The sequence below is a fragment of the Pseudoalteromonas sp. J010 genome (assembly GCF_003934235.1).
Taxonomy (GTDB): Bacteria; Pseudomonadota; Gammaproteobacteria; order Enterobacterales; family Alteromonadaceae; genus Pseudoalteromonas; species Pseudoalteromonas peptidolytica.
Genome location: NZ_RDBW01000018.1, coordinates 23143 through 46454, shown reverse-complemented (window position 1 = coordinate 46454; position 23312 = coordinate 23143). Strand labels below are relative to the sequence as shown.

Annotated in this window: 24 protein-coding genes; 8 read left to right on the top strand and 16 right to left on the bottom strand. The window is 42.3% G+C overall.

The window, feature by feature from the left end:
• The 4 genes from apt to EAG18_RS11095 all read right to left on the bottom strand — a co-directional run bounded on the left by apt (position 1) and on the right by EAG18_RS11095 (position 3301).
• A complete protein-coding gene (apt, locus tag EAG18_RS11110) occupies positions 1 to 546 on the bottom strand; it encodes an adenine phosphoribosyltransferase (protein WP_125252448.1) in 546 nt (181 codons plus the stop codon).
• A gap of 483 nt (positions 547 to 1029) precedes the next feature.
• Positions 1030 to 1779, bottom strand: a complete 750-nt coding sequence (locus EAG18_RS11105; RefSeq protein WP_125252447.1) for a putative DNA-binding domain-containing protein — start codon at positions 1777 to 1779, stop codon at positions 1030 to 1032.
• 2 nt (positions 1780 to 1781) lie between these two features.
• Positions 1782 to 2618 carry a DUF692 domain-containing protein gene (locus EAG18_RS11100; protein ID WP_125252446.1) on the bottom strand — a complete coding sequence of 279 codons (837 nt, stop codon included), beginning with the start codon at positions 2616 to 2618 and terminating at the stop codon, positions 1782 to 1784.
• A gap of 158 nt (positions 2619 to 2776) precedes the next feature.
• Entirely contained in the window at positions 2777 to 3301 is a 525-nt protein-coding gene (locus EAG18_RS11095) for a hypothetical protein (RefSeq protein ID WP_125252445.1), read from the bottom strand.
• 328 nt (positions 3302 to 3629) lie between these two features.
• On the opposite strand from EAG18_RS11095, the gene EAG18_RS11090 reads away from it, so the two are divergent.
• Together EAG18_RS11090 and EAG18_RS11085 are read left to right on the top strand one after the other, a co-directional pair.
• Entirely contained in the window at positions 3630 to 4625 is a 996-nt protein-coding gene (locus EAG18_RS11090; RefSeq protein ID WP_125252444.1) for a tRNA-dihydrouridine synthase, read from the top strand.
• A 28-nt stretch (positions 4626 to 4653) separates the two neighbouring features.
• On the top strand, positions 4654 to 5028 hold the full coding sequence (locus tag EAG18_RS11085) for a TraR/DksA C4-type zinc finger protein (RefSeq protein WP_125252443.1): 375 nt from the start codon (positions 4654 to 4656) through the stop codon (positions 5026 to 5028).
• On the opposite strand, the gene EAG18_RS11080 is transcribed toward EAG18_RS11085, so the two are convergent.
• The 10 genes from EAG18_RS11080 to EAG18_RS11035 all read right to left on the bottom strand — a co-directional run bounded on the left by EAG18_RS11080 (position 4991) and on the right by EAG18_RS11035 (position 15036).
• Entirely contained in the window at positions 4991 to 5992 is a 1002-nt protein-coding gene (locus tag EAG18_RS11080) for a hypothetical protein (RefSeq protein ID WP_275557274.1), read from the bottom strand. The genes EAG18_RS11085 and EAG18_RS11080 overlap by 38 nt on opposite strands.
• 51 nt (positions 5993 to 6043) lie before the next feature.
• Positions 6044 to 7303 (bottom strand): tetratricopeptide repeat protein, encoded by a 1260-nt coding sequence (locus EAG18_RS11075; RefSeq protein WP_125252442.1) that lies wholly within the window; start codon positions 7301 to 7303, stop codon positions 6044 to 6046.
• A gap of 11 nt (positions 7304 to 7314) precedes the next feature.
• On the bottom strand, positions 7315 to 7929 hold the full coding sequence (locus EAG18_RS11070; protein ID WP_125252441.1) for an energy transducer TonB: 615 nt from the start codon (positions 7927 to 7929) through the stop codon (positions 7315 to 7317).
• Positions 7929 to 8333 (bottom strand): biopolymer transporter ExbD, encoded by a 405-nt coding sequence (locus EAG18_RS11065; RefSeq protein WP_010606404.1) that lies wholly within the window; start codon positions 8331 to 8333, stop codon positions 7929 to 7931. The genes EAG18_RS11070 and EAG18_RS11065 overlap by 1 nt, the downstream gene beginning before the upstream one ends.
• Positions 8334 to 8347: 14 nt before the next feature.
• Positions 8348 to 8872, bottom strand: coding sequence for a MotA/TolQ/ExbB proton channel family protein (locus tag EAG18_RS11060; RefSeq protein WP_125252440.1), 525 nt, complete (start codon positions 8870 to 8872; stop codon positions 8348 to 8350).
• Positions 8872 to 10233, bottom strand: a complete 1362-nt coding sequence (locus tag EAG18_RS11055) for a MotA/TolQ/ExbB proton channel family protein (protein WP_125252514.1) — start codon at positions 10231 to 10233, stop codon at positions 8872 to 8874. Before EAG18_RS11055 ends, EAG18_RS11060 begins: the two co-directional genes overlap by 1 nt.
• A gap of 6 nt (positions 10234 to 10239) precedes the next feature.
• Entirely contained in the window at positions 10240 to 11010 is a 771-nt protein-coding gene (locus EAG18_RS11050) for a DUF3450 domain-containing protein (protein WP_125252439.1), read from the bottom strand.
• A gap of 404 nt (positions 11011 to 11414) precedes the next feature.
• Positions 11415 to 12059, bottom strand: coding sequence for a CatA-like O-acetyltransferase (locus EAG18_RS11045; RefSeq protein ID WP_125252438.1), 645 nt, complete (start codon positions 12057 to 12059; stop codon positions 11415 to 11417).
• A 51-nt stretch (positions 12060 to 12110) separates the two neighbouring features.
• On the bottom strand, positions 12111 to 13151 hold the full coding sequence (locus EAG18_RS11040) for a Glu/Leu/Phe/Val dehydrogenase (RefSeq protein WP_125252437.1): 1041 nt from the start codon (positions 13149 to 13151) through the stop codon (positions 12111 to 12113).
• Positions 13152 to 13509: 358 nt separating this feature from the next.
• A complete protein-coding gene (locus EAG18_RS11035; protein WP_125252436.1) occupies positions 13510 to 15036 on the bottom strand; it encodes a fumarate hydratase in 1527 nt (508 codons plus the stop codon).
• A 165-nt stretch (positions 15037 to 15201) separates the two neighbouring features.
• On the opposite strand from EAG18_RS11035, the gene pabB reads away from it, so the two are divergent.
• The 4 genes from pabB (at position 15202) to EAG18_RS11015 (ending at position 19100) form a co-directional block, all read left to right on the top strand.
• Positions 15202 to 16551: an aminodeoxychorismate synthase component I gene (pabB, locus tag EAG18_RS11030; protein WP_125252435.1), complete on the top strand. Its 1350-nt coding sequence runs from the start codon at positions 15202 to 15204 to the stop codon at positions 16549 to 16551.
• Positions 16541 to 17137 (top strand): CoA pyrophosphatase, encoded by a 597-nt coding sequence (locus EAG18_RS11025; RefSeq protein ID WP_125252434.1) that lies wholly within the window; start codon positions 16541 to 16543, stop codon positions 17135 to 17137. The genes pabB and EAG18_RS11025 overlap by 11 nt, the downstream gene beginning before the upstream one ends.
• A 183-nt stretch (positions 17138 to 17320) precedes the next feature.
• Positions 17321 to 18697 carry an L-serine ammonia-lyase gene (locus tag EAG18_RS11020; RefSeq protein WP_125252433.1) on the top strand — a complete coding sequence of 459 codons (1377 nt, stop codon included), beginning with the start codon at positions 17321 to 17323 and terminating at the stop codon, positions 18695 to 18697.
• A gap of 169 nt (positions 18698 to 18866) precedes the next feature.
• Entirely contained in the window at positions 18867 to 19100 is a 234-nt protein-coding gene (locus EAG18_RS11015; protein WP_125252432.1) for a hypothetical protein, read from the top strand.
• Positions 19101 to 19317: 217 nt separating this feature from the next.
• Here EAG18_RS11015 and EAG18_RS11010 read toward each other — a convergent pair whose 3' ends face one another.
• Positions 19318 to 20688 carry a YjiH family protein gene (locus tag EAG18_RS11010; RefSeq protein ID WP_125252431.1) on the bottom strand — a complete coding sequence of 457 codons (1371 nt, stop codon included), beginning with the start codon at positions 20686 to 20688 and terminating at the stop codon, positions 19318 to 19320.
• Positions 20689 to 20754: 66 nt separating this feature from the next.
• Positions 20755 to 21813, bottom strand: coding sequence for an outer membrane protein assembly factor BamC (bamC, locus tag EAG18_RS11005; protein ID WP_125252430.1), 1059 nt, complete (start codon positions 21811 to 21813; stop codon positions 20755 to 20757).
• 324 nt (positions 21814 to 22137) lie between these two features.
• Here bamC and EAG18_RS11000 point away from each other — a divergent pair, with 324 nt between their 5' ends.
• Positions 22138 to 22674, top strand: coding sequence for an ACT domain-containing protein (locus tag EAG18_RS11000; RefSeq protein WP_125252429.1), 537 nt, complete (start codon positions 22138 to 22140; stop codon positions 22672 to 22674).
• Between the two features lie 9 nt (positions 22675 to 22683).
• Complete coding sequence (gene bcp, locus EAG18_RS10995; RefSeq protein WP_125252428.1) at positions 22684 to 23157, top strand: thioredoxin-dependent thiol peroxidase; 474 nt, start codon at positions 22684 to 22686, stop codon at positions 23155 to 23157.
• Positions 23158 to 23312: the final 155 nt, after the last annotated feature.

Genomic DNA, 23312 nt, shown 5'->3' with positions numbered 1-23312 from the left:
TTATTCGCCTTCGAACTCTACTAAAGAGAGAATGTTGATCCCAAGATCTTGGATTTTCTTTTCACCGCCAAGCTCTGGTAACGAAATAACAAACGCTGCGTCAGTCGCTTCACCGCCTAGACGCTTAACCAATTTTGCGGTTGCTTCAATAGTACCACCTGTTGCCAATAAGTCGTCAACTAATAGTACTTTATCACCCGCCTCAATGGCGTCAGCGTGTAGCTCTAGGGTATCTTCGCCATACTCCAATTGATAAGATTGGCTGATCACCTCGCGTGGCAATTTTCCTGGCTTACGTACTGGAATAAATGGAATGCCAAGCGCATAAGCAAGCGGCGCTCCAAAAATAAAGCCTCGTGACTCGGTACCAATTATCTTAGTAAATCCACCATCTTTATATGCAGCAATGAATGCGTCGATGGTTGCTTTAAATGCAGCTGGCTCTGCTAGCAGTGAAGTAACATCGCGGAACATGATCCCAGGTTTTGGATAGTTTGGAACCGTTGCGATACTATTTTTGATTAATGACATATTCTCTGTCGTCATAATTACTGTGCTTTAAGTTTATTACAAAAGAGCCAGATTATAACAATTTTCTATCAGGTTGAAACCGACTGATTGATTTTACCGGTGAGGATGAGGAAAAAGCGAACAATTTAGCGCTAAAAAGGCGATGACAATATGATTAATGTTCTAAGTCGAGCGGCAAGGATGAATCGTTTACACTCGTATATTAAGCGCCGAGAGTCAAAAAAGGCTGCGAGTGCAGCCTTATGAATTGCGTGATTAAACTACCGCTGTTGCCCAACCAAGAATAGCGTTTAGACAGCCAATTCCTGCAAAAACAGCAACAAATGCAATAAAGTATTTTGCATTAAACGGATCTTTAAAGTCACCTTTAGACATAGATACTACCTTTAATTTTATAACTCGCACCACCAGTTAATATAGATGGTATTGACCAGCGCCCTAGTCCGAGTTTAAGCACGACGAAAATCAGGCTGTATAATAGTCGATGTTACGCGTTGCTTAAAGGTTTTTCGTTTTGATAATGCCCAGTTTTGCCAATTCACCAAGGGTATGCAATGCTCCCTGAAATAGCTGCTCTTGACTAAATTGAGGCACTTGCTTGGCTATATCACTAGTAATTTCATAAAGTTGTGCCCCACCGTTTGATTCAATAACAGATAGCATTAGTGCCGTCATTGGATTTAATGCGATAAACTGTACATCGTCTTCGTCGTCACGATATAGCGCAAAGCTAAAGGTTTGACCCTCTACTTTGTCCGGTTTAAAGGTCTCGCTTATCTGATGTACTGGGTATTGATAATGGGCAATTCGAGTGGTACTTGCTAAATAGAGGTTGGCATGTCGCAGCGCATCGTCATCGAGTGAATATTCATCCTGTGATTCTACTGTTGTGGCAACATCAAGTTCCAACCATTCATAGTGCGCAAGTTCAAGCATAAACTCAGGATCTGTTGCAGTGGGTTCATATTCGCCTTGTAAAAACAGCAGAAACTCTTGACTGATCTCCAGAAAATACGGTGATTTACAATGGTGTTTGACAAAGAACTGCCTGACTAAGGCAAGCCATTGTGTTGCTGGATACAAGCTCTTCAGTACAGGAAACGCACTACTCACAAACCCTTCTATATTATTGAAAAACAGCTCTTGATATATTTTTAAACGACGAGATTCAATACCACTAGGTGCTGGCTGGTTGTCAGGATCGCGAATGTACGCCATAAAAGCTTGCTGTGTTTCGACAAATGACATGTTTATACCTTTTCTTCCACATTGAAATACTTAACTTGAATGGCTGATATTTGCCCTGCCTCAGCCAGTAATTCAGGCATAGGTGGAATATTAAAATCTCGTTCTAACAAAGTAGGAAATACGCCGTGCAGCTCATAGGCTCGATGCAACAATTGCCATACAGGCGAAGATACTTCAGCACCATGAGTGTCTACCAATAAATCATCAGCTTCCACAAAATGCCCTGCAATATGTCCGTATGTGATGCGCTCGGTTGGCATCGCTGCCAAAAACTGCTCCGCATCATAACCATGATTAATAGAGTTAACGTAAATATTATTTACATCTAAAAGTAAGTCACAATCTGCTTCTTCTAATACCGCCAGCGTAAATTCTAACTCCGACATTTCTTGACCTGGAGCGGCATAGTAAGAAACATTTTCTACCGCGATACGACGCTCAAGTATATCTTGAACTTTTTTGATCCGCTTTGCGGTATGGCGAATAGCCTCCTCGGTAAACGGTATGGGCATAAGGTCATACATGTGGCCGTCACCAGAGCAATAACTAAGATGTTCACTGTAGGTATGGATATTATGCTGCTTAAAAAATGTTTTAAGCTGTGATAGAAACTCGGTATCGAGCGGTGCGGGTGACCCCAAAGACAAGGATAAGCCATGGCAAATAAACGTGTGTGCTTGAGTTAGCGCTTGAAATTGCTTGGCTAACTTACCACCAAATTTTATCCAGTTTTCTGGTGCAACTTCAAAAAAGTCAATTTGCGCGGGAGGGTTGTTTAACACATCCTCAATCATTTCTCGACGTAGGCCAAGTCCTAAATTACCTAGCTTCGCTGCCATTTACTCTCACCTTAGTGATTACTGTTGACGGATATAATACTGAAAAGCTAAAACAATTTCTGTGGTGATGTTTTGCTTAGTCTGAGGTACATCATGGCACAGCTCATCAAAATCCACTGTGCCATAAGGTAGGGTTAAGTGTGCTTTATAACCAGTAATTAATGGCTACCACCACATTTGCCTTCGCCACACTTGCCTTCTTTTTTGCCTTTAGCGTCGCCGCCACATTTACCTTCTTTTTTGCCTTTAGCGTCGCCGCCACATTTACCTTCGCCGCATTTGCCTTCTTTTTTGCCTTTAGCATCGCCGCCACATTTACCTTCACCGCATTTGCCTTCTTTTTTGCCTTTAGCATCGCCGCCACATTTACCTTCGCCGCATTTGCCTTCTTTTTTGCCTTTAGCATCGCCGCCGCATTTACCTTCGCCGCACTTACCTTCTTTTTTGCCTTTAGCATCGCCGCCACATTTACCTTCGCCGCATTTGCCTTCTTTTTTGCCTTTAGCATCGCCGCCGCATTTACCTTCGCCACACTTACCTTCACCAGCATCTAGTTGATAACCCGAGGTCATTGTTTCAAAGCTAAATGGATTGGCGTTTGCATCAGTAGCAGTAAGACCCGCAGTGCCTGCAACCACAGCGCTTAACGTAAGCGCGATAGAGTTATTTTTAATTGTATTCATACTGTATGCTCTCTCGAAAATAGTTGATTCAATTAGTAGACCAAGCTGGCTAGAGTTTTATTTCGCTCTTTTTTAAAAATTTCATGTTTACCGTATCATGCTCATGTATGCTTGGGATAACTATCCTTTACCGTCGCGGTGTTTGTATTAAATTCACCCTACTCCAGTCTAATAGTAATTAAAAAATTAACAAAGGTCTCATTACAAATATTACACCTTTAGTCCAACTCCCTACTGTTAATGACTTACGTTGCACGATTAGCTAAAATGGCGCGCTTTGAAGGTGTCATCTGCTGCGACACCATTTTGCTGTATCAGAGGTTGTTATATGAAGCTTGTTCTTGCACCAATGGAAGGAGTAGTCGATTTTAAAATGCGCGAACTACTCACTGATATTGGAGGGTTTGATCTCTGTGTCACAGAGTTTATTCGTGTTGTTGACCTCACCTTTCCTCGCCGAGTTTTCGTCAGGTACTGCCCAGAGCTACTCAATGGCGGTTATACGAAGTCTGGAACTCCTGTTAGGATCCAACTTCTAGGGCAAGTCCCACACGCCCTTGCTGCCAATGCAAGAAAAGCTGTAAAGCTCGGCTCTCACGGAGTTGACCTTAACTTTGGCTGTCCTGCAAAAACAGTTAATAAAAGCAGAGGCGGCGCCGTGTTACTAAAAGAACCGGAGCAAATATACCAAATTATTAAAGCGGTGCGAGAAGCAGTACCAACTGAGCATGAGGTGAGCGCCAAGATTAGACTTGGTTTTGATGACGATGCAAACAGCACTGAGATTGTCGATGCAGTTCAGCAAGCCGGAGCCTCAAGCCTAGCTATTCATGCACGAACAAAAAGAGATGGATATAAGCCGCCTGCATATTGGGAAAAAATACCGCCTTTATTATCAAGGTTAACCATTCCTGTTATCGCAAACGGTGAAATTTGGCAAGTTGAAGATGCACTGCGTTGCCAGGAGCGTAGCCAATGCCAAGATCTTATGTTGGGTCGCGGAGCATTAGCAACGCCAGATTTAGCAGCTAAAATCAAAGCATACAAAGCAGATAAGCCATACTCACCGCTTTCATGGGAAAATGTGGTCTATCACATATTGCATTCTTCAATGCACCAAGATGAAAATATGAGTGACAAATACTTTTCGTCTAGAACGAAACAGTGGTTAAGCTATCTAAAGCGTCAGTATAACGGTGCCCATCTTGTGTTTGACGAAATCAAAACACTTAAAAGCAAACAAGATGTCGTTAGAGTGCTTGAGAAATATGCAATATCTCCAGACCTTGATTCAAATCATAACAGCAAAGCTATACCCAAATGATAATGGGGCGTCGGATAGGAGAGCGCCCATGAATGAAAATGTAATAAACTACGAGCAAAGCCTTCAGGCTGAACTTACTGCACTGAGAAATGACTTTTTAGGTGAGTTGAAATCCTCACCCAATGAGTTTACACATAACCTTGCCAACACTTTAGAAGTTAATCCGCCAAATAAGTGGTTAGATATTGTGGTGGAAAAGATTAATCCGGAGCAATTCCCACAATACGATCGGCTGATGAAAGTCGAGGCTGCACTTTGTCAAATGGAGATCGGCCAATTTGGTTACTGTTGCGATTGTGAACAAGCGATTGAGCCTGAGCTGCTAGAGCAAGACCCTGCAACTCAGCGCTGTATAAGTTGTAAAGCTAAGGCTGCAAGAAGTGTGGATATGCAGCAAAAATAGTTGCAGGAAAATACACGATATTAGCAATCAATTGTTGTGCTTGTTGTTCATTCAGCGCTAGTCTTGAGTTGAGCACAACAAATGCTTGCTGTTGTGACCACCCTTGGTAGTGCAAGCCCAAATCTACTTCCATTATTGTTAGCAATAACATCTTATGCTGTTTTCTTACTTGTTTACATTTGGCAACCGATGCTGGCAAATTAACAAAGCCGTCTCGCCAGTTTAGCCCTTCTAACCTTTTACAACTATCTGGTAGCAACTCTAAGATGTAAGGGCGATGTAGATTTGGCATCACCAGCGGTACTGTATTTGTATCATGTACAGTAAGCTTAGTTAAGTTAGCCAATACCTTGTTAGGTGAAGTCTTTATGGAACCATAAAAGTTTAGTTTAGATTGATACCACTCTTTACCATTGGGAAGCTGATGTAAACCAAGCATTGCTCTTGGCTTGTAGCTGTTTAAGTAACTAATCAAGTCATCACGTGATTGGAGTGCGATATCAGCAGAAGTCAACTGTTCCAGTAATCCCTGGTGTTCGAGTCGGTTCAGCCTAATATTGCTTTCACTTGCCTCTACCAGCTTTGATTTGACGAATAAAAACCATTTATCAACTACTTCAGTACTCACCTTTTCTTGAATATACGTTATCACAGGTACATTACCAGGCCAGGGCAAGTAGCGTTCGGGGTAGCGCTGCTGAATTCTTAGATAATCTAATTCAGAATGTATAGCTACATTGGATGAGAGCAATTTATTTGAAAGGATTGAATGCCTACGCTCTAGATACGCTTCAGTAAACGGAAGCTCGTTGATCTTCAAGTCAGACTGTCTATACAGTGCGCTATTTAACGCGCGTAATTCTGAGCTGAACTCTTGCTCATTGAGGGAGAGGTTACTATCTCCACATGCAGTTAACGTGGAAAGTAGGATTGAGGTTAACAAGGCTAAAGAATACTTTTTCATGGCTTAACTTCATATCTGAGAATCAAAAAAGCCCCTTTCGGGGCTTTTTTATTAAAGGCTGATGCCTTTGCGCTGTGCTTTGTCTTTAATGTAGGTTTCCCAACTCTTCGCAAACTTACGAGTACTCGGGTCATCCTGCGCCTTCACGATTGCTGCGTGGGCTTGCTTAAATTTGCCCTGATAGAAGTAAGCTTCTGCAAGATCTGCATATGCACTTCCTTTTTTATCAGTACCAAGTTCAAGCGCCTTATTCAGCCTTACTACCGCAGCACTATATTTTTGTGCTTGATGTAGCAAGCTACCAGCTCGGCGATAAAGATCGGCATCATCATCCATTTTCGCTGCTTCTTCATAGAATTTTGCAGCGTCAGTGATTTCTTTAGCTTGATGATAATAACTTGCAAGTGCTGTTAGGTTCTGCTTTGTACGTTCAATCTTGCCATCTTTGATGGCTTTTTCGAAAGTTTGAGCAGCACGCCAAGGGTCATCTGTTAAAGAGTATAGACTACCAAGGATTTTGTAGTCATTCTCTTTTGCAAAATAGCCTTTGTCATACGCAACCTTCATTACAGTCATACCTTTACTGTAATCTTCAGTTTGCAAATAAAAACCACCAAGTTGAGTCCACACTTTAGGGTCTTCTGGGAAAACTCTAACCAGTTCTTCACCAACTTTCACAGCATTTTTGAACTGCTTCAGCTCAAAGTAAGCCGCTACTTTCATCAGATAGTACTGTTTATTGGGCTCTTCTACACCGGCAATTGCTTTATCAGCAGGAGCAATAACGTTTTTAAATTGCTTCAACTCATAATATGCCTGTGCAATACGGCCATATACTTTTCCATCAGTTTCACCAGTGAAATCCATCCAAGCTTCATAGGCTTTAATACCTTCTGCGTACTTTTCAGTACCCAATAAAAGGTCACCTAATAGCTTCATGATGTCCGCTTGATCTTTAAAATTAAGCGCATCTGGTGCAATTGCTTGACGAGTATATTTAATGGCCTCGGCGTAATTTTCTTTTTGAGCATACAGCTGACCCAGGTAGCGGTTAACCGTTGCTTTGTCAAACTCATCAGAAGGGTCTAGCTCACGAAGCATTGCTATTGCTTCATCCACTTTCTCTTCGTTATATAAGTCGAAAGCTTGGGCAACTTTTTTACCTACCCGCTCACCCATGATTTTAGTTTTTGCCGCTTTACGCTTTTCTATTTCTTCATAGTTCGGCGCAGCAGAAACTGATCCTGAGTACGTACCACCAGTCAGTGCGATAAGAAGAGCAAGAGCTGTAAATTTAGGTAAACTTTTCATATCCTGCCTCCTTAGTCTTGGTTCAATGTGAAATCAAGCTGAACAGTGATGCCCGGCTGTTTCTGTGGTTTACCATCAACAACCTTTGGACGGTATTTCCACTTACGAAGCGCACGTTTAGCTTCACGGTCAAATATACGCTTTGGTTCAGCTTCAATAACTTCGATGTCTTCTACACCACCAAGTTCATTGATTGTGAATGATAAGCGTACCCAACCTTCTTTGCCATCACGAGCAGCTTGCGGTGGATATTTAGGCTCAATTCGAACGATAGGTGTTGCATCACCATCGCGACCGAACTCACCTGGTCCAGATAAACCACCTGCTGTACCACCTAGATCAATACTAGGCATATTAAAGCCGATGTTACCACCAGTCGGATCAGCAACGTCAGGCTGAGGCGGCTGCGGCTTAGGCGGCTGTTTAGGCGGTGGCGGCGGCGGAGGCGGGACACGCTTCCGCTGCTGCACCTTCGATTCAGGTGGATTCGACATAATCTCGACTACGATCTGTTCTTTTTGAACATCTGCCCTATCCGCTCCACCGGAGATAAGATATGACATAAAAAAGAACAAGCCGAGAGTTACTGCCCCACCTGCTAGAAGTGAAAACAGAAGTCGAATCATTACTGATCTCCAGCTATTGAAATCTTCAGGTTGTCGCCAGTCGCTTTGATCTGATCCATAACCTTCACTACTACGCCGTGTTTCGCGCCTTTGTCAGCTTGAATAATTATCACGTCTGTAGGTTGCTCGGCCATTAGACTTTCAAGGTTAGCACTTACACGCTCAACATCTACTTGACGCTTATCCATCCAAATCTCGCCGTTTTCACGGATTGCGATGAAGATGTTCGCATTCTTAGTTTTTTGTGCTTGTGCCGCTTTTGGCTTGTTAACCTCAATACCAGCTTCTTTAACAAAAGAAGTGGTTACGATGAAGAAGATAAGCATGATGAATACGATGTCTAGCATCGGCGTCATATCTACTGCTGCATCTTCCTCTTCACGAAAACGTTGTTTACGTGCCATAGTTCAATCTCTCTCTAGTGATGAGGCAAGCTATCAACTAGCTTCTCTTTAGCCATTTTTGCGCGCGCTTCTAAACGCGTGCTAAAGAAAACACCTGATAGTGCCGCAACCATTCCAGCCATTGTTGGTACCGTAGCCATTGAAATGCCTGAAGCCATTAATCGTGCGTTACCCGTACCTTGAGTAGCCATTGTCTCGAATACTGTGATCATACCTGTCACTGTACCTAAAAGACCGATTAAAGGACACATTGCAACCAATGTTTTGATAATCAACATACGCTCATCTAATTTTTCAGACGCTTCAGAAATCCATGCATCGCGGATTCTGTGTGCGTACCAAGACGTAGTATCTTGGCGGGCGTCCCACTTAGTGACTATTTCCTTGTGTATTTTAGGAAACTCACCTAGTAGGAACCAATAGCGCTCAATCATTAAAACCCACATTAGAAAGAGTGCTATTGCGACCACGTATAATACATCGCCGCCTGTAGCAACAAAATCCCTGATAGATTCCCATATCTCCATCAGGACTAACATTAGGCTTTCTCCTTCTCCGCGTGAGCGGCAACAATACCTGCGCTTTGCTCATCTAGGATGTGTAGAACCGCTTTACTACGACCAGCAACAACAGCGTGAAGTAGAATTAGTGGTAGAGCTGCAATTAGACCTAGTGCTGTAGTTACTAGCGCTAGAGAGATGTTACCAGCCATGATCTTCGGATCACCAGTACCGTATAGCGTGATTGATTCGAACGTCATGATCATACCAACAACCGTACCTAGTAGACCTAGTAGTGGCGCGATAGCCGCTAGGATCTTGATAATATTTACACCCATCTCAATACGTGGAGTTTCACGTAAGATAGCTTCGTCAAGTTTAAGCTCTAGGTTTTCAACGTCTTGGTCTTTATTATCGTGGTAAACTTTCAAGATACGGCCAAGTGGGTTGTTTGTGTTCGGGTTATTCGCGTTTTTAATTTGCGCTTTGATTTTGCCGCTCACGATGAATAGGTCAAGCATACGGATAACCGCAATCAACGCACCTAAGATAAGTAGTGCAGTGATAATATAACCAACCGTGTCGCCTTGGTGCCAACGCTCTTCCATTGTTGCACGCTGAGTATTAAGTTGTAATAGTGAACCACGAGTTGGGTCAACTGCAAACTTAACGTATTGATCAGCAGATGCACCGATAAGGCTCGCAACACCGCCTAACTCACCACCTGGCTGCTTACCTAGTGGAACGATTTGCTTGTTCTCCGCATCATAGATAACATAACCGTCTTTTGTTACTAGGTTGAAGTTACCAACACGAGTCACTTCTTTAACGTTAACGTCACCGCTTAGCTCTGCAACTTCAGCTTCAAATTTTGAAACTTTTGCAGACTCAGTCATTTCAGTCTGGAAAGCAATCCAAAGGTCTTCAAGTTCACGAGTAGTAGGAAGTTCTTTCGCTTCCGCTAGTGAACGAAGTACTTCAGCACGCCCTGGCTTTTCAGCACTTACAAGTGATGCTTCAATTGAGCCGATAGCGTCAGCTGCTGAACGACGAACAACACCAAACATCTCACCTAGAGTACCTTTAGCGTTTTCTAGTTCAACTTCTTTTTCCGCAAGTGTGATTTCGTTTTGCTTAAACTGCTCGTTTAAACGATCGCCACGCGCTTTTTCAGCGGCTAAGTCACGTTTTGCTTTGTTCAATAAAGCTTGCTTGTCAGCACGGTCGTTTAAGAACTCTTGCTCACGTTGCTTGTTGATTTTACCTTCAGAAATACGGTTTTGCTTAACCTGCTCTAAAATTTTGTCTAAGGCTTCAGTGTTCGCGTGTGCATTTAGCGCGGCACCAGCAGAAACTGTTAACGCTGCAGCAACTGCAAAACCTTTAAATAGTTTCTTCATCATTAATTACTCCGCGCCAAAGATAGGTAGATCGATAAGTTCAGGAGCCGCTTGCTTACGAGCGATACGGATCATGCTCTTAACTGGCTTAAGATATTCTTCGCCAAGTTGTTCCCACTGCTTAGTACTGTTATTCCAAACCCAAGCGTGTTTTTGATCAAACGACTGAGCAACGTATGCAATACGGCCAAGACGTGCGAAGTCAACATTGATGTTTTTGCCGTTTTGTTCAAGTGAACCCTGGCTTGACACGATAGTTGTACTGTAGTCAGTTTCAATAGTGTAAGCTTCAAGCACCTGACGGAACTTTTCAGAAGTCGTTACAGAAGAGTTCGTCATAATGCTACGAAGTCTCTCAACACGCTCTAGGCGTGATTCTTGATTAAACGGAACGTCCGCTTTGATGAATTGCTCAAGCGTATCGATCATGCGATACATCAAAGGCACAACGTCCTGTTTTGTCTTATCAATAGTACCAATTTGACGCTCAAGAGACTCAATACCAGCATTCTGGTCTGCTACAAGGCGTGCAACGTGGTCGTTGTACACTTTTAGCAGTTCTGTTTCGTCGATAAGACCACGGTATTCAGCGATCATTTCTTGAGACTGACCATATAGGTTATCAATCTTTTCTTGAGACTTTTTAGCAGCCGTTTGAGTTTGTTGACCTACTTTTTGTATGTCATTCAAAGGATCTGCAATCACATTGCTGCTTGCAAAAGCTGTCGCGCCTAAAAGCGCCGTAGCTACAAGGCTCTTTCTGATTTTAACAGACATAGTTCCCAACCAATTAAGTAATGTTACTTTTATAATTTTCGCGCTCTTATACATAGTAAGAGCAACCCTGACATCATTTGACAGATATCAACCGTCCAATAATGCTAAATGCAACACGATGTGTCAACTTCACTGTGAAAACATTTTTTGTCAATAAATAAGTAATAATTATATATAAAACAAAAAATTAACATCAAAAACACAGCAAAAGATACAGAACACTCGTAAAACCAACCTTTTGCATACGCTATTTACAATACTTTACATCAGATTTATTCCAATAAGCTGAATAGATATTCCACATAAGTCTAATGAATAAACATAAAAAACAGCAAGATAAACAAAATGTGTCATTGCATTGCACGCAAATTATTTCATCATATGCCAATTAACGCAAAATTTGTTTATCTATCCCAAATCTCTTGATCTATTTTTTCCTGTAAAATTCGTACGAATTCAGCGACGTGTAGACCATCCATTAACGCATGGTGTACCTCGATACAAAATGGCATGGTTCCATCTGCTTTGTTGTATTTTCCGAAAACAAATTTAGGAATACCGAAGTCATCTCGGCTATGCCTTGCGTGATTGAAACTAGAAAATGACAACCAAGGTAGAATTGACACATGGACACAATTTGGGGATACGCTTTCTGATAAAAACTGCTCGCTAAGTAACGGCCCATCCAGTTGTTCAGCTTTACAGTGAAGATTCATACTTATGAAGCGCTTAAAGTCGCGCTCAGGAGCCAACCTTACAAACCTAAATGTTTCATCATCACGCAGAAATACACTGCTAATTTCCACTTCATCGTACTCAACAATATCACTTGACTCAATACGATAACGAATTGGGGCGTATTGCTGCAATGCTAGTTGTAGAGCATACAAGCATGTTAGTGAGAAAGGCGTTTCAGTTCGCTTACTCAGCTCGTGTAAGCGCCGCATTTGCAAAGTAACAGTCACAGAGAAAAACGGCTGTTCAAACTCATTGAAAAAAGCGAAGTGTTCTTTACGGGGCCAAGCTTCTAGAGAAATTTTCTTTTTCATACAAAAAAAGGGGCTAGCGCCCCTCTCTAAATCAGTTAAACGGCTCCACTATTATAGCCCGTTTTTAATGATCTCTTGTGCTAATTTGTCTGCAATTATATGCGTAGAGATTTGCTCTTGTTCAGAGCGCTTGAAGATTTCTGTCAGCGTATCGTAAATACCTTCAACATGCTTAGTTGCTGCCGCTTCATCATAACCTTCAGGCTTCGTTTCATAATAAACGTTAATGATACCACCAGCATTGATCACATAATCTGGGGCATACAAAACGCCCTTTTCGCGAATAATTTCACCATGGCGCGATTCAGCCAGCTGATTATTTGCACATCCAGCAATGATCGTCGCTTTTAAGCGAGGGATAGTGTCGTCATTAATGGTTGCACCTAACGCACACGGCGCATAAACATCAACGTCTAAGTCATAAATTTCATCGATACCGACAGCTGTTGCGTTAAAATCATTAACAACACGCTGTACTGACTCTTGGTTAATGTCGGTAACAAAAAGCTCTGCGCCTGCTTCGTGAAGGTATTTGCATAGTGTGTATGCCACAGCGCCTAAACCTTGTACAGCAACTTTAACTCCAGCGAGATCTTCGTGACCATGCTTATGTTGATATGCCGCTTTGATGCCAAGGAAAGTACCTAGTGCGGTAAAAGGAGATGGGTTACCGCTTTTGCCCTCTAGCCCCATCACATAATTTGTTTCTTTGTGCATGGTCATTACATCACCAGTTGTGATGTTTACATCTTCGGCTGAGTAATAGCTGCCACCTAAACGTTCTAGATGTCTTCCGAATGCACGAAATAACGCTTCTGATTTTATTGTTTTCGCGTCACCAATGATCACCGATTTACCTCCACCAAAAGGCAGTCGTGCAACGGCATTTTTATATGTCATCCCTTTTGATAGACGTAAAACATCATACACAGCATCCTCATCTGACGCATAGTTCCATAATCGGCAGCCACCTACCGCTGGCCCCAACGTAGTATTGTGAACAGCAATGATAGCTTTTAAGCCAGACGCTTCGTCCGAGCAAAACACAACTTGCTCATGATTATCAAATTCAACTTGGTTAAATACAGCCACTTTCTTTTTCTCCAAAATTATCAATCCCACTTGGGCATGCTGTTTGATGTTAGGTAATATTACGACTCATCAAACGCAAATAGCGCTGAAATTGGCTAGACTCTATCACTAACTTTAGCACCATTCCACAAATTGAGATGATATAAACCCATTTGCACTCAAATACAAATACAAAATCCAATAAATTATAAAATAAAGGCAAATATATTCTATAAACCAGTCTTTAATCAGAATTTAATCTAAGTTATTTGAATTTCCCGAAGTTACTGTTTACGTAAACGGAAAGCACTTTGATAATGTAAACTATCACATACAGAAAAAGGGAGGCATATGCCTCCCTTTTCTCAGTTACGATGCCTTAACTAAGCTTACTATCTAGCTCTTCAATTTTGGCTTTCCAAATAGCAGGGCCCTGAGTGTGGGCATTTTCACCGTTGCTGTCGACAGCAACGGTTACTGGCATATCTTCTACTTCAAACTCGTAGATAGCTTCCATACCTAAGTCTTCAAATGCTACAACGCGTGACTTCTTAATCGCTTTTGCCACTAAATATGCAGCACCGCCAACAGCCATTAGATAGACGGATTTATTTTGTTTGATCGACTCAACCGTCGCAGGCCCACGCTCAGCCTTACCAATCATACCGATAAGTCCCGTCTTCTCTAGCATTAAGTCAGTAAACTTATCCATACGTGTAGATGTGGTAGGACCTGCAGGGCCTACAACTTCGTCGCCAACAGCGTCCACAGGACCTACGTAGTAAATAAACTTATTAGTAAAGTCGACGCCTTCTGGTAGCCCTTCACCTGAGTTGATCATTTCTTGGAGGCGCTTGTGAGCAGCATCACGACCAGTGAGAATTTTACCCGAAAGTAATACTGTTTCACCCATCTTCCACTCTTGGATATCGTCTTTAGTCAGTGTGTCTAAGTTAACACGTCGAGTATCTTCACCGACTTCCCAAGTTACTTCTGGCCAGTCTTCGAGTTTTGGCGCTTTCAAGTCGGCAGGGCCTGAACCATCAAGGGTAAAATGCACGTGACGAGTAGCTGCACAGTTAGGGATCATAACAACTGGCTTAGATGCAGCGTGGGTTGGTGCAGTTTTAATTTTGACATCAACAACCGTTGTTAAGCCACCAAGACCTTGTGCACCAATGCCTAACTTATTAGCACGCTCAAAAATTTCTAGACGTAGCTTTTCTTCCGCTGTTTCAGCGCCACGTTCCATTAGTTCATGGATATCGACCGGATCCATCAATGATTCTTTCGCAAGTACCGCTGCTTTTTCCGCAGTACCACCGATACCTATACCCAACATCCCCGGTGGACACCAGCCAGCGCCCATGGCAGGTAACGTTTTCTCTACCCACTCGGCTACATCATCAGATGGGTTTAACATCACCATTTTAGTTTTGTTTTCTGAGCCACCGCCTTTGGCAGCGATCATCACTTCAACTTCTGCACCTGGTACCATATCAATATGAACAACAGATGGCGTGTTGTCTTTGGTGTTTTTACGACTACCAGCAGGATCAGCGACAATTGATGCACGCAGCGGGTTGTCTGGATTGGTGTATGCGCGTCGTGTACCTTCATCTACCATCTGTTGAACAGTTAAGTCCGTTTTGTCCCACTTAACATCCATACCTACTTTAACAAAGCAAGTAACGATACCGGTATCTTGGCACAACGGACGTTTACCTTCAGCTGACATCCGTGAGTTGATAAGAATTTGCGCAATCGCATCTTTTGCAGCCTTACTTTGTTCTTTTTCGTAGGCCTTCTCTAACGCTTGGACAAAATCAAGTGGGTGATAAAATGAGATATATTGAAGCGCATCTTCAATGCTATCAATAAAGTCTTGCTGACGGATTGTGCTCATGACGGTTCCTCAATTTTCGACGGTATGGTTCAGGATTGAAACGCTACGCTGGCAATTGTTGTTATTCAGCGTCAGAAAGTCAATTTCAATACCTTGAACTATGGAATAGCAAGCAACTATGATAACCTCCTCGCCCGTTTGGGGCTAGCTTTGCAGGTCAAGTAAATGATAAATGAGCAAATAAACTGTGTTAAATTAGACATTCAACTGAGTGCAGTTGAACTTTTTGAATACTTTGCAAACGAAACGCAAGCGATCCTGTTAGATTCGTGTGATTCTGAACATATCAACAGTCGCTACCACATTATCGCTTTTGAACCTTTGCATACACTTGAAGCGCGGGACGGTGCCATTTATTTAGACGGTAAAGTAATGGATCAATCTGCTTTTACCATCATGAAAAGTAAACTGGCATTAATGAATCAAAGTCAAGCTAGCCATGGTTTACCATTTACTGGGGGATGGCTTGGCTATTTTGGTTACGACTTTGGCCGCTACATTGAACAAATTCCCAGTACAGCCGACCAAGATATTTCGCTTCCTGATACGCATATCGGGCTGTACCCTGACGCACTTATTTTTGATAAAACCGCTAATGCGTGGTTCTACGTCTCTCAACCAAAAACCGATAGACTAGCAAATTACTTGAGCCGTATAGAAGCGCCCTCGTGCTACAACGCATTTACTCTCACATCAACGTGGCGTTCAAACATGTCTCAAACACAGTACGAGGATAAGTTTAACAAGATTCAAGCATATTTACTCAGTGGGGACTGCTACCAAATCAATCTCGCACAGCGTTTCAGCGCAACATATGATGGTGCTCCTTGGCTTGCCTATAAAAAACTTAGAAATAGTAATCGTGCACCATTTTCAGCGTTTTACACACTTGGAAATAGCGCAGTGCTATCTGTATCTCCTGAGCGTTTCATCCAAGTAAAAAATAATGTTGTTGAGACTAAACCAATTAAAGGAACCCTGCCTCGTTTGCCCGATGAGCAAGCCGACCTTGTGCAAGCAAAAGCACTTCGCAACAGCACCAAAGATCGCGCTGAAAATGTCATGATTGTTGATTTGCTTAGAAATGATTTAGGTAAAGTAGCTAAACCAGGCTCAGTCACAGTACCTGCTCTTTTTGATATTGAGAGCTTTCCTGCGGTTCACCACTTAGTCAGCACAATCACTTCCGAATTGGCCGAAGGCAAATGCGCGGTAGATCAATTAGAGGCCGCATTCCCTGGCGGTTCAATTACTGGCGCCCCCAAAATAAGAGCAATGGAGATAATCGAAGAGCTTGAGCCGCATAGGCGCAGTGTTTATTGTGGGTCGATAGGATACTTAAGCGCATGTGGAAATATGGATACATCCATCACTATTCGTACATTAGTTTGTCATCAAAATAAAATTTATTGTTGGGCAGGTGGTGGTATAGTGAAGGACTCTCAAGCCCAGCTTGAGTACGAGGAAACGTATCATAAAGTAAACAAGATTTTACCAGTATTAAATGAAAACTGATCAAGTAATCTCGCAATTTTTACTGGCGTCATCAGCTACGCCAGTGCAGCAAACAAAAGGCGCTGTGCATACGACTATAAATCAAACTGCACGGAAAAATACTGTGCACAGTGCAGTATTACTTCCTATCGTAAGCGTCCATGACCGCGCACACCTACTCTTTTGTAAACGCAGTAAAATTCTAAACAGTCATCCAAGTCAGATCTGCTTCCCAGGTGGTAAAGTCGAACAACAAGACGCCAATATTATTAATACAGCACTTAGGGAAACCAAAGAAGAAATTGGCTTGTCTGTCACTGAATCTCAAGTTTTAGGTACGCTGCCCTTATTGAGCACGTTGACAGGCTATCAAATCACTCCCGTTGTAGCTAAGGTACATCAGCATGCCAAATGGCTAGGACAAAGTGCTGAAGTCCAGCATACTTTTGTGCTTCCTTTGAAACAGCTCAAGGCACAACAAAACTGGCAGACCTTCAATTTTATCCATAGAGGAGAGTCAGTCTCTCTTGAAGGGTTTATGACGCCTCATGGTTTACTATGGGGCGCGACAGCTAAAATCGTAAAACAGTTTATCCAGCTAGTGTAGCCATAAGTGATTAGACTCATTGTTTTGAGATCTTTTATGTAGTTTCGCGCTCGCTCTCCCCTTTTTTGGCGTTTGTGGTCCATAAAAATAGCCTTACCCCATCAGTTTTGCCGAATTTGGGTTACTTCCCTCTACAGACAAGTTATGATGACGTCCGTTTTAAAGGCAATGTGAGTAAAATTTATGATCAGTGCATTCGATATGTTCAGTATCGGTATTGGACCTTCCTCCTCTCATACTGTTGGACCAATGCGTGCTTCTAGGCTTTTTGTTCAAGACTTATTAGCACAAGGCATTATTGATAATATCACCTCGGTGAAAGTAGAGCTTTATGGCTCATTGGGTCAAACTGGAATTGGGCATGGCTCTGGCAAGGCAGTCATTCTAGGACTTGCAGGTTACGACCCTGAAACAATTGACGCAGATCTCGTTCCTGAAATTCTTGATACTATTGAGAATGAACAAGTTATCTATCTTGATAAACAGTATAAAGTTAAGTTTCCCAAACAAGGGGCTATTGTTTTTCACCGCAGAAAAACACTGCCAAAACATTCAAATGCAATGGAAATCAAGGCATTTAAAGGTGAAGAGCTCGTCCACAGTCAAATATATTATTCAATTGGCGGTGGATTTATTGTTACAGACCAAAACTTCGAAGCTGAGAAGCAAGCGGCCCTTGATATTAGAACGGAAAATCCGGCACCTTATCCATTTAATTCAGCAGCTGAGCTGTTGGAGATGTGCAAAGAGTCTGGTCTCAGTGTGTCATCCTTGATGATGGCAAACGAAAAGACGCTAAGAAAAGAAAGTGAAATTAAAGAAGCGCTTTTTCACATTTGGCAAGTCATGAAAGCCTGTATTGAGCGCGGCATGAAGACCGAAGGCATTCTACCGGGCGGACTAAAGGTACGTCGACGGGCACCAAGTTTATACTTAAAGTTAAGTGTTGAGACGCATCAAGATCCGCTGCGAGCAATGGACTGGGTCGATCTTTTTGCCCTTGCGGTTAATGAAGAAAACGCAGCAGGTGGCCGTGTTGTGACTGCACCGACAAATGGCGCCGCCGGGATTCTTCCTGCTGTGTTGATGTATTACCATACCTTTATCAAAGAAGTTGATATGGAAATTGCGACTCGCTACCTGCTGACAGCAGCCGCTATTGGTATTCTATACAAGAAAAATGCCTCAATTTCAGGCGCTGAAGTTGGTTGTCAAGGTGAAGTTGGTGTTGCCTGCTCTATGGCCGCAGGCGCGCTCACTGAAATTATGGGTGGTAACGTTGTCCATGTTGAAAATGCAGCTGAAATTGGTATGGAGCACAATTTAGGCCTTACTTGCGATCCTGTTGGAGGCTTAGTGCAAGTACCTTGTATTGAGCGTAATGCAATGGGTTCGATTAAAGCGATTAACGCATCAAGGCTGGCACTGCGCGGTACTGGCGATCAAAAAGTGTCATTGGATAAAGTCATTAAAACCATGCTCGATACTGGTAATGACATGAAAACAAAATATAAAGAAACAGCGCGTGGCGGGCTGGCGGTAAATATCATCGAGTGCTAACTGACAATTGTCAGTTCACTTTTTAATATAATTGATGGCATCATGAGTTATCTCGTGATGCCATTTTTTTATTGCGGATAACATTACGAAATTAAACAAACTATGTTAAGACAACAAGTTCTGTTGAAACAAAGTTAAGTTGATATTATTTATAAGGAGTAATACTGTCATGTCAGGCACTACAATGGTTTTTCTCATCGTACTAATTTGTGTCGGCGGCGGCATCATTAGTGAGATGTACAAGCGACGTTTGGAATTTAAAAAAGCGGGCACTCACACTAAGGAGCAACAAGCACAGCTGCAAGCTGAAATTAATGCGCTAAAATCCCGAGTAGCAACCCTAGAGCAGATTGTGACGGATGAAGGTTACCAATTAAAAAAAGACATAGATAATCTGAATTAGTCTAAACACTGGCGAGCATAGTCAGTTTCAACATATTGGAACTTACCATCCAAGGCGCTACCTTGCGCTTCGATAGGTTCTCCGTCTCCTCATAATAACCAGAGGCAAAGCTGGTATTTATGTGTAGAGCAAGCACTGATAAGCAAGGCCTGTAGCTGGCGTTAGGTAGTATGCTTATAGCTCCCTACCTCTCGTAGGGAGCTTACTAATGCGTTAGTTAACCAATTAACCATTTAGCCATAAGTACAATAACGGGTAATGTTACCAGCGTTCTTAGAATAAAAATCAGAAACAATTCCCATAAGTTTACTGGTATTTTGCTTCCCAGAAGCAGTGCACCCACTTCAGACATATAAATTAATTGAGTAACACTCATTGCCGCAACAATAAATCTTGTTGTATCACTTTCAATGGAGCCTGCCGCAAGAATTGATGGAATAAACATATCCGCAAAGCCTACAACGATTGTCTGTGCGGCCTTTTCTGCCTCAGCCACATTTAAAAACTCTAGGAAAGGTACAAATGGAGTACCTAGATACTGAAATATTGGTGTATATTCGGCAATGATAAGGGCAAAAGTACCCACAGCCATAACTACAGGTAATACAGCAAATACCATATCAAGTGCATTATGAAGCCCTTCTTCCACCGTACCTTTTATACCTGGTGCTGTTTTGGCCTTGGTTAATGCAACATCCAAAGAGTGGCGAAGCAATCCTTTACCTTCAGGAACCGCTTCTGAGTCTTGGTTATGATCTGTGCCATCAATATAGATGTCTTTTTTAAATCTAAGTGGTGGTAGACGTGGAACAATGATTGCCGCGGCGAAGCCTGCTGCACATACGGTAAGGTAAAATGGCGCAAATAGATGCTCGAGCTTCACTTGGCCTATCACGACCAAACAAAACGTGATGGAAACTGCTGAGAAAGTAGTGCCTATGATGGCCGCCTCTCGCTGTGTGTAATGTTTATCTTCATACTGGCGCGCTGTCATCAAAATACCGACGCTACCATCTCCTAGCCACGAAGCGACGCAATTTACCGCACTACGGCCTGGTACGCCAAATAAGGGACGCATCACTTTGGTGAGTAAAGTGCCAACCATCTCGAGTAAACCAAAATTAAGTAATAGTGGCAGCAATAACCCAGCGAGGATAAAAACAGAAAACAGCACCGGTAACAGGTCATTGAGTACAAGTGCGCCAGTGTTTTCTGAGTGTATAGCCTCCGGACCAACACCATTGAAAGTAAGCACAATAAACACCATGCCGATAAGTCTGGTTACAAGCCAAACCCAACTGACATCAAATAAGTGTCTTATTATGTTTATTTTTAATAGTGCTTGCGGTTTCAAGAGTTTAATGACCAAACTCATTACCCCTGTGATACAAACAATAGCAACAATCATATCTTTGATAAAAGGCGCAACCTGCGCTTGCAACCACTTTGCCATCACGGCTATTGGAATAGTCATCGCCTCGCCAACAGCAACGGGCGTCATAAATAAAAAAATACCAATCAATGACGGTACGATAAACGCAAACCATGTTTGTAAGGTACTGCGTGTAGCCATAGTGCTCTGTGTCATTTTTTTACTTCCACAAAAACAAAGAAAAGAGCCGAAGCTCTTTTCGTTTTTAAATTATTATACTTGTTAGATCGTTAGACCCTTCTGCCTAAGCAGTTCAATTAAAGCCTGATGCAAGTTATTCATGGTGTTCGCATCTAGCACATTGCCTTGTCCATCTTTCCACGTAATTGATGTGCGTGTGTCTTGCGCTTCGGCAACACTTATTGTGTAGTCACCATTTTCAATAGGCAACACCACAGCTTCTTCGCCCCAGATAGAGTCCCAAACGCTGCTTTCTGGCGCTTCATAGCGAACTAACACTTCTTGTTTTTCCCTATCAACGCGGACAACGGTAAAGTTACTTCTTTCTAGGAAGTTTGAAAAACGATCCAACACCGCTTGCTGACCTTTTTCGGTAAGTAGTGCCGAATTACCCGCTTTATCAAAGCCTAGCTCTAATGCCAACACGCCTTGTCGCTTGCGAAGCTCAACCTGAAGTAGACGATACTGATAGTCAAATTCCGATACTACTTCGTTAAGCGCTCGAACCTCTAGGTGACGCTTTAATAATGGCGTGAGCGCTTCTTCACCTTGATAATCAACTAGTTCGGCTAAAACTGATGCCGTACGTTGGTGTGCTTTTTGCTCTACCGTGAAGGTAAACTTTTGTTTAGCAGGGGCTTTGCTCTCCTCCCAAAACCAGCCATCTTTTGGTTTAATGAGCGAATACCAAGTGGTTGTTACGGTACCTTGTGCTTTATTTTCAACCTCATAACCTGCTTCGTGTAAAGCAATGACGCCATCAACAGCACGCCAGATAAACTGTGGTAAATCGTCTATACCATCGTTTTTGTCAAAAAAGATCCTTGCCGCTTCTTCGCCTTGCTCAACCCAGCTACCTTGCGCAACAGTCAATACTTGTTGAGGAGCACGGTAACTGACCGGTTCTGGGGTGTTTTCATATTGCCCTACAGGCATCGCAAATTCAGGATCGCGATAAGGCTTCTCTAGCCCTTCAGGAACCTTAACTGGCGCATTTGCTCGATAATTTCTCTCATGATGTGCATCATTTGTGAAAATACTACAGCCGCTCAAACTAACGGCAATTCCAAGAACCAGTGATTTTGGGATCCAATACTGCACTCATTTACTCCTTAGCAAACCCTATTATTATTCGAATCAAAGTTATGATTTAGGATTGCCGAATTGGTTCACACAAAGTTACCAAATATTGGCAACGTTGAACTATTAGCGCTATGACAGTATAGATTTAGCACTTTTTGCTGACCTATCTATTACATAGCCAAAAATTTGCCCTATGTTACTTGTCATGCACCAGAAAAACAAGCAACCACACAGTCATCCACGATTCTATTTTTTATTACATCCCGCTAGCGCTAAAACTCAGATATGGTAGTATTTCGCGTTAACTAATTGGGCGCGTTACATGAAATCAGAGGTTTTAAAATGACCACGCATCATACAAACCATCAGCTAGTCTTAACAGCGATAGGTGAAGACAGATCTGGTATTGTTGGTGAATTGACACAACTTGTGAGCGACTGCAACTGTAATATTATCGACAGCCGTATCGCAATATTAGGTAACGAATTTACTTTCATTATGTTACTCGCCGGTGATATGGCCTCTATCAGTCGTGTCGAACATACCTTACCAGCTAAAAGCATGGAGCTGGGTTTGTTGACCATGATGAAACGAACCTCAAGTCATCAACAAGGGGAATTTAGTGCCGGTTATACCTTGGAATACGAAGGGCTGGATTCTCCCGGTACATTGAGCAAAGTGACTCGCTATTTTGCAGCGCAAGGCGTCAGTATTTGTTCACTAAAATCGGATACCTTTGAGCAAGATGACGAACTTCACATGCGCTGTGAACTTGAATTCAATATTCCTGTAGATGTTGATATCGATAACTTTAAAGTTCAGTTTGAAGATCTTTCTCACGCCTTAAACGTAGATTACATTTTTAGACGCATTCGCTAAGGATTTTACATGAACACTTTGAAAGCAGGTGATAAAGCACCATTATTTTCATTACAGAATCAAAATGACGAAACCATTGAACTTGCAAGCTTACTTAAGAGCAATCAAGTCTTAGTCTATTTTTACCCCAAAGCGCTTACACCAGGCTGCACAGTTCAAGCGGAAAACTTACGCGATCACAAAACAGAACTCGCTGCACTTAACACCATTGCCGTTGGTATTAGCCCTGATCCTGTGAAAAAGTTAAAAAACTTTGAAAACAAAAAAGAGCTAAACTTCGATCTACTCTCTGATGAAGATCATGCCGTCGCAGATGAGTTCGGTGTTTGGGGTCTGAAAAAATTTATGGGTAAAGAGTATGACGGGATCCACAGATTGTCGTTCCTTGTGGGTCAGGATGGAACCATCAAACATGTATTCAATAAGTTTAAAACAAAAGATCATCATCAAGTCGTTATTGAGCATCTAAAAGCGCAAGCATAAACAATAGATGGTTCAACACGCCCAGTAGTAAAGACTTTTTAGGCTTTAACATAAAAAATCCGATAAACGACTGTTTATCGGATTTTTTTACCAACCTTATTCGTCGGTATATTTTGATACGTAGCAGTAATACCAACTAAGTAAATTTTAGAACA

Coding starts and splice junctions, on each gene's coding strand:
- EAG18_RS11105 (WP_125252447.1), bottom strand. CDS start 1,779: ATGTCATTTGTCGAAACACAGCAAGCTTTTATGGCGTACATTCGCGAT.
- pabB (WP_125252435.1), top strand. CDS start 15,202: ATGATAAATGAGCAAATAAACTGTGTTAAATTAGACATTCAACTGAGT.
- EAG18_RS11050 (WP_125252439.1), bottom strand. CDS start 11,010: ATGTCTGTTAAAATCAGAAAGAGCCTTGTAGCTACGGCGCTTTTAGGC.
- EAG18_RS11080 (WP_275557274.1), bottom strand. CDS start 5,992: ATGAAAAAGTATTCTTTAGCCTTGTTAACCTCAATCCTACTTTCCACG.
- EAG18_RS11025 (WP_125252434.1), top strand. CDS start 16,541: ATGAAAACTGATCAAGTAATCTCGCAATTTTTACTGGCGTCATCAGCT.
- EAG18_RS11070 (WP_125252441.1), bottom strand. CDS start 7,929: ATGATTCGACTTCTGTTTTCACTTCTAGCAGGTGGGGCAGTAACTCTC.
- apt (WP_125252448.1), bottom strand. CDS start 546: ATGACGACAGAGAATATGTCATTAATCAAAAATAGTATCGCAACGGTT.
- EAG18_RS11075 (WP_125252442.1), bottom strand. CDS start 7,303: ATGAAAAGTTTACCTAAATTTACAGCTCTTGCTCTTCTTATCGCACTG.
- EAG18_RS11100 (WP_125252446.1), bottom strand. CDS start 2,618: ATGGCAGCGAAGCTAGGTAATTTAGGACTTGGCCTACGTCGAGAAATG.
- EAG18_RS11020 (WP_125252433.1), top strand. CDS start 17,321: ATGATCAGTGCATTCGATATGTTCAGTATCGGTATTGGACCTTCCTCC.
- bcp (WP_125252428.1), top strand. CDS start 22,684: ATGAACACTTTGAAAGCAGGTGATAAAGCACCATTATTTTCATTACAG.
- EAG18_RS11055 (WP_125252514.1), bottom strand. CDS start 10,233: ATGAAGAAACTATTTAAAGGTTTTGCAGTTGCTGCAGCGTTAACAGTT.
- EAG18_RS11035 (WP_125252436.1), bottom strand. CDS start 15,036: ATGAGCACAATCCGTCAGCAAGACTTTATTGATAGCATTGAAGATGCG.
- EAG18_RS11015 (WP_125252432.1), top strand. CDS start 18,867: ATGTCAGGCACTACAATGGTTTTTCTCATCGTACTAATTTGTGTCGGC.
- EAG18_RS11010 (WP_125252431.1), bottom strand. CDS start 20,688: ATGACACAGAGCACTATGGCTACACGCAGTACCTTACAAACATGGTTT.
- EAG18_RS11045 (WP_125252438.1), bottom strand. CDS start 12,059: ATGAAAAAGAAAATTTCTCTAGAAGCTTGGCCCCGTAAAGAACACTTC.
- EAG18_RS11085 (WP_125252443.1), top strand. CDS start 4,654: ATGAATGAAAATGTAATAAACTACGAGCAAAGCCTTCAGGCTGAACTT.
- EAG18_RS11095 (WP_125252445.1), bottom strand. CDS start 3,301: ATGAATACAATTAAAAATAACTCTATCGCGCTTACGTTAAGCGCTGTG.
- EAG18_RS11060 (WP_125252440.1), bottom strand. CDS start 8,872: ATGTTAGTCCTGATGGAGATATGGGAATCTATCAGGGATTTTGTTGCT.
- EAG18_RS11065 (WP_010606404.1), bottom strand. CDS start 8,333: ATGGCACGTAAACAACGTTTTCGTGAAGAGGAAGATGCAGCAGTAGAT.
- EAG18_RS11090 (WP_125252444.1), top strand. CDS start 3,630: ATGAAGCTTGTTCTTGCACCAATGGAAGGAGTAGTCGATTTTAAAATG.
- EAG18_RS11000 (WP_125252429.1), top strand. CDS start 22,138: ATGACCACGCATCATACAAACCATCAGCTAGTCTTAACAGCGATAGGT.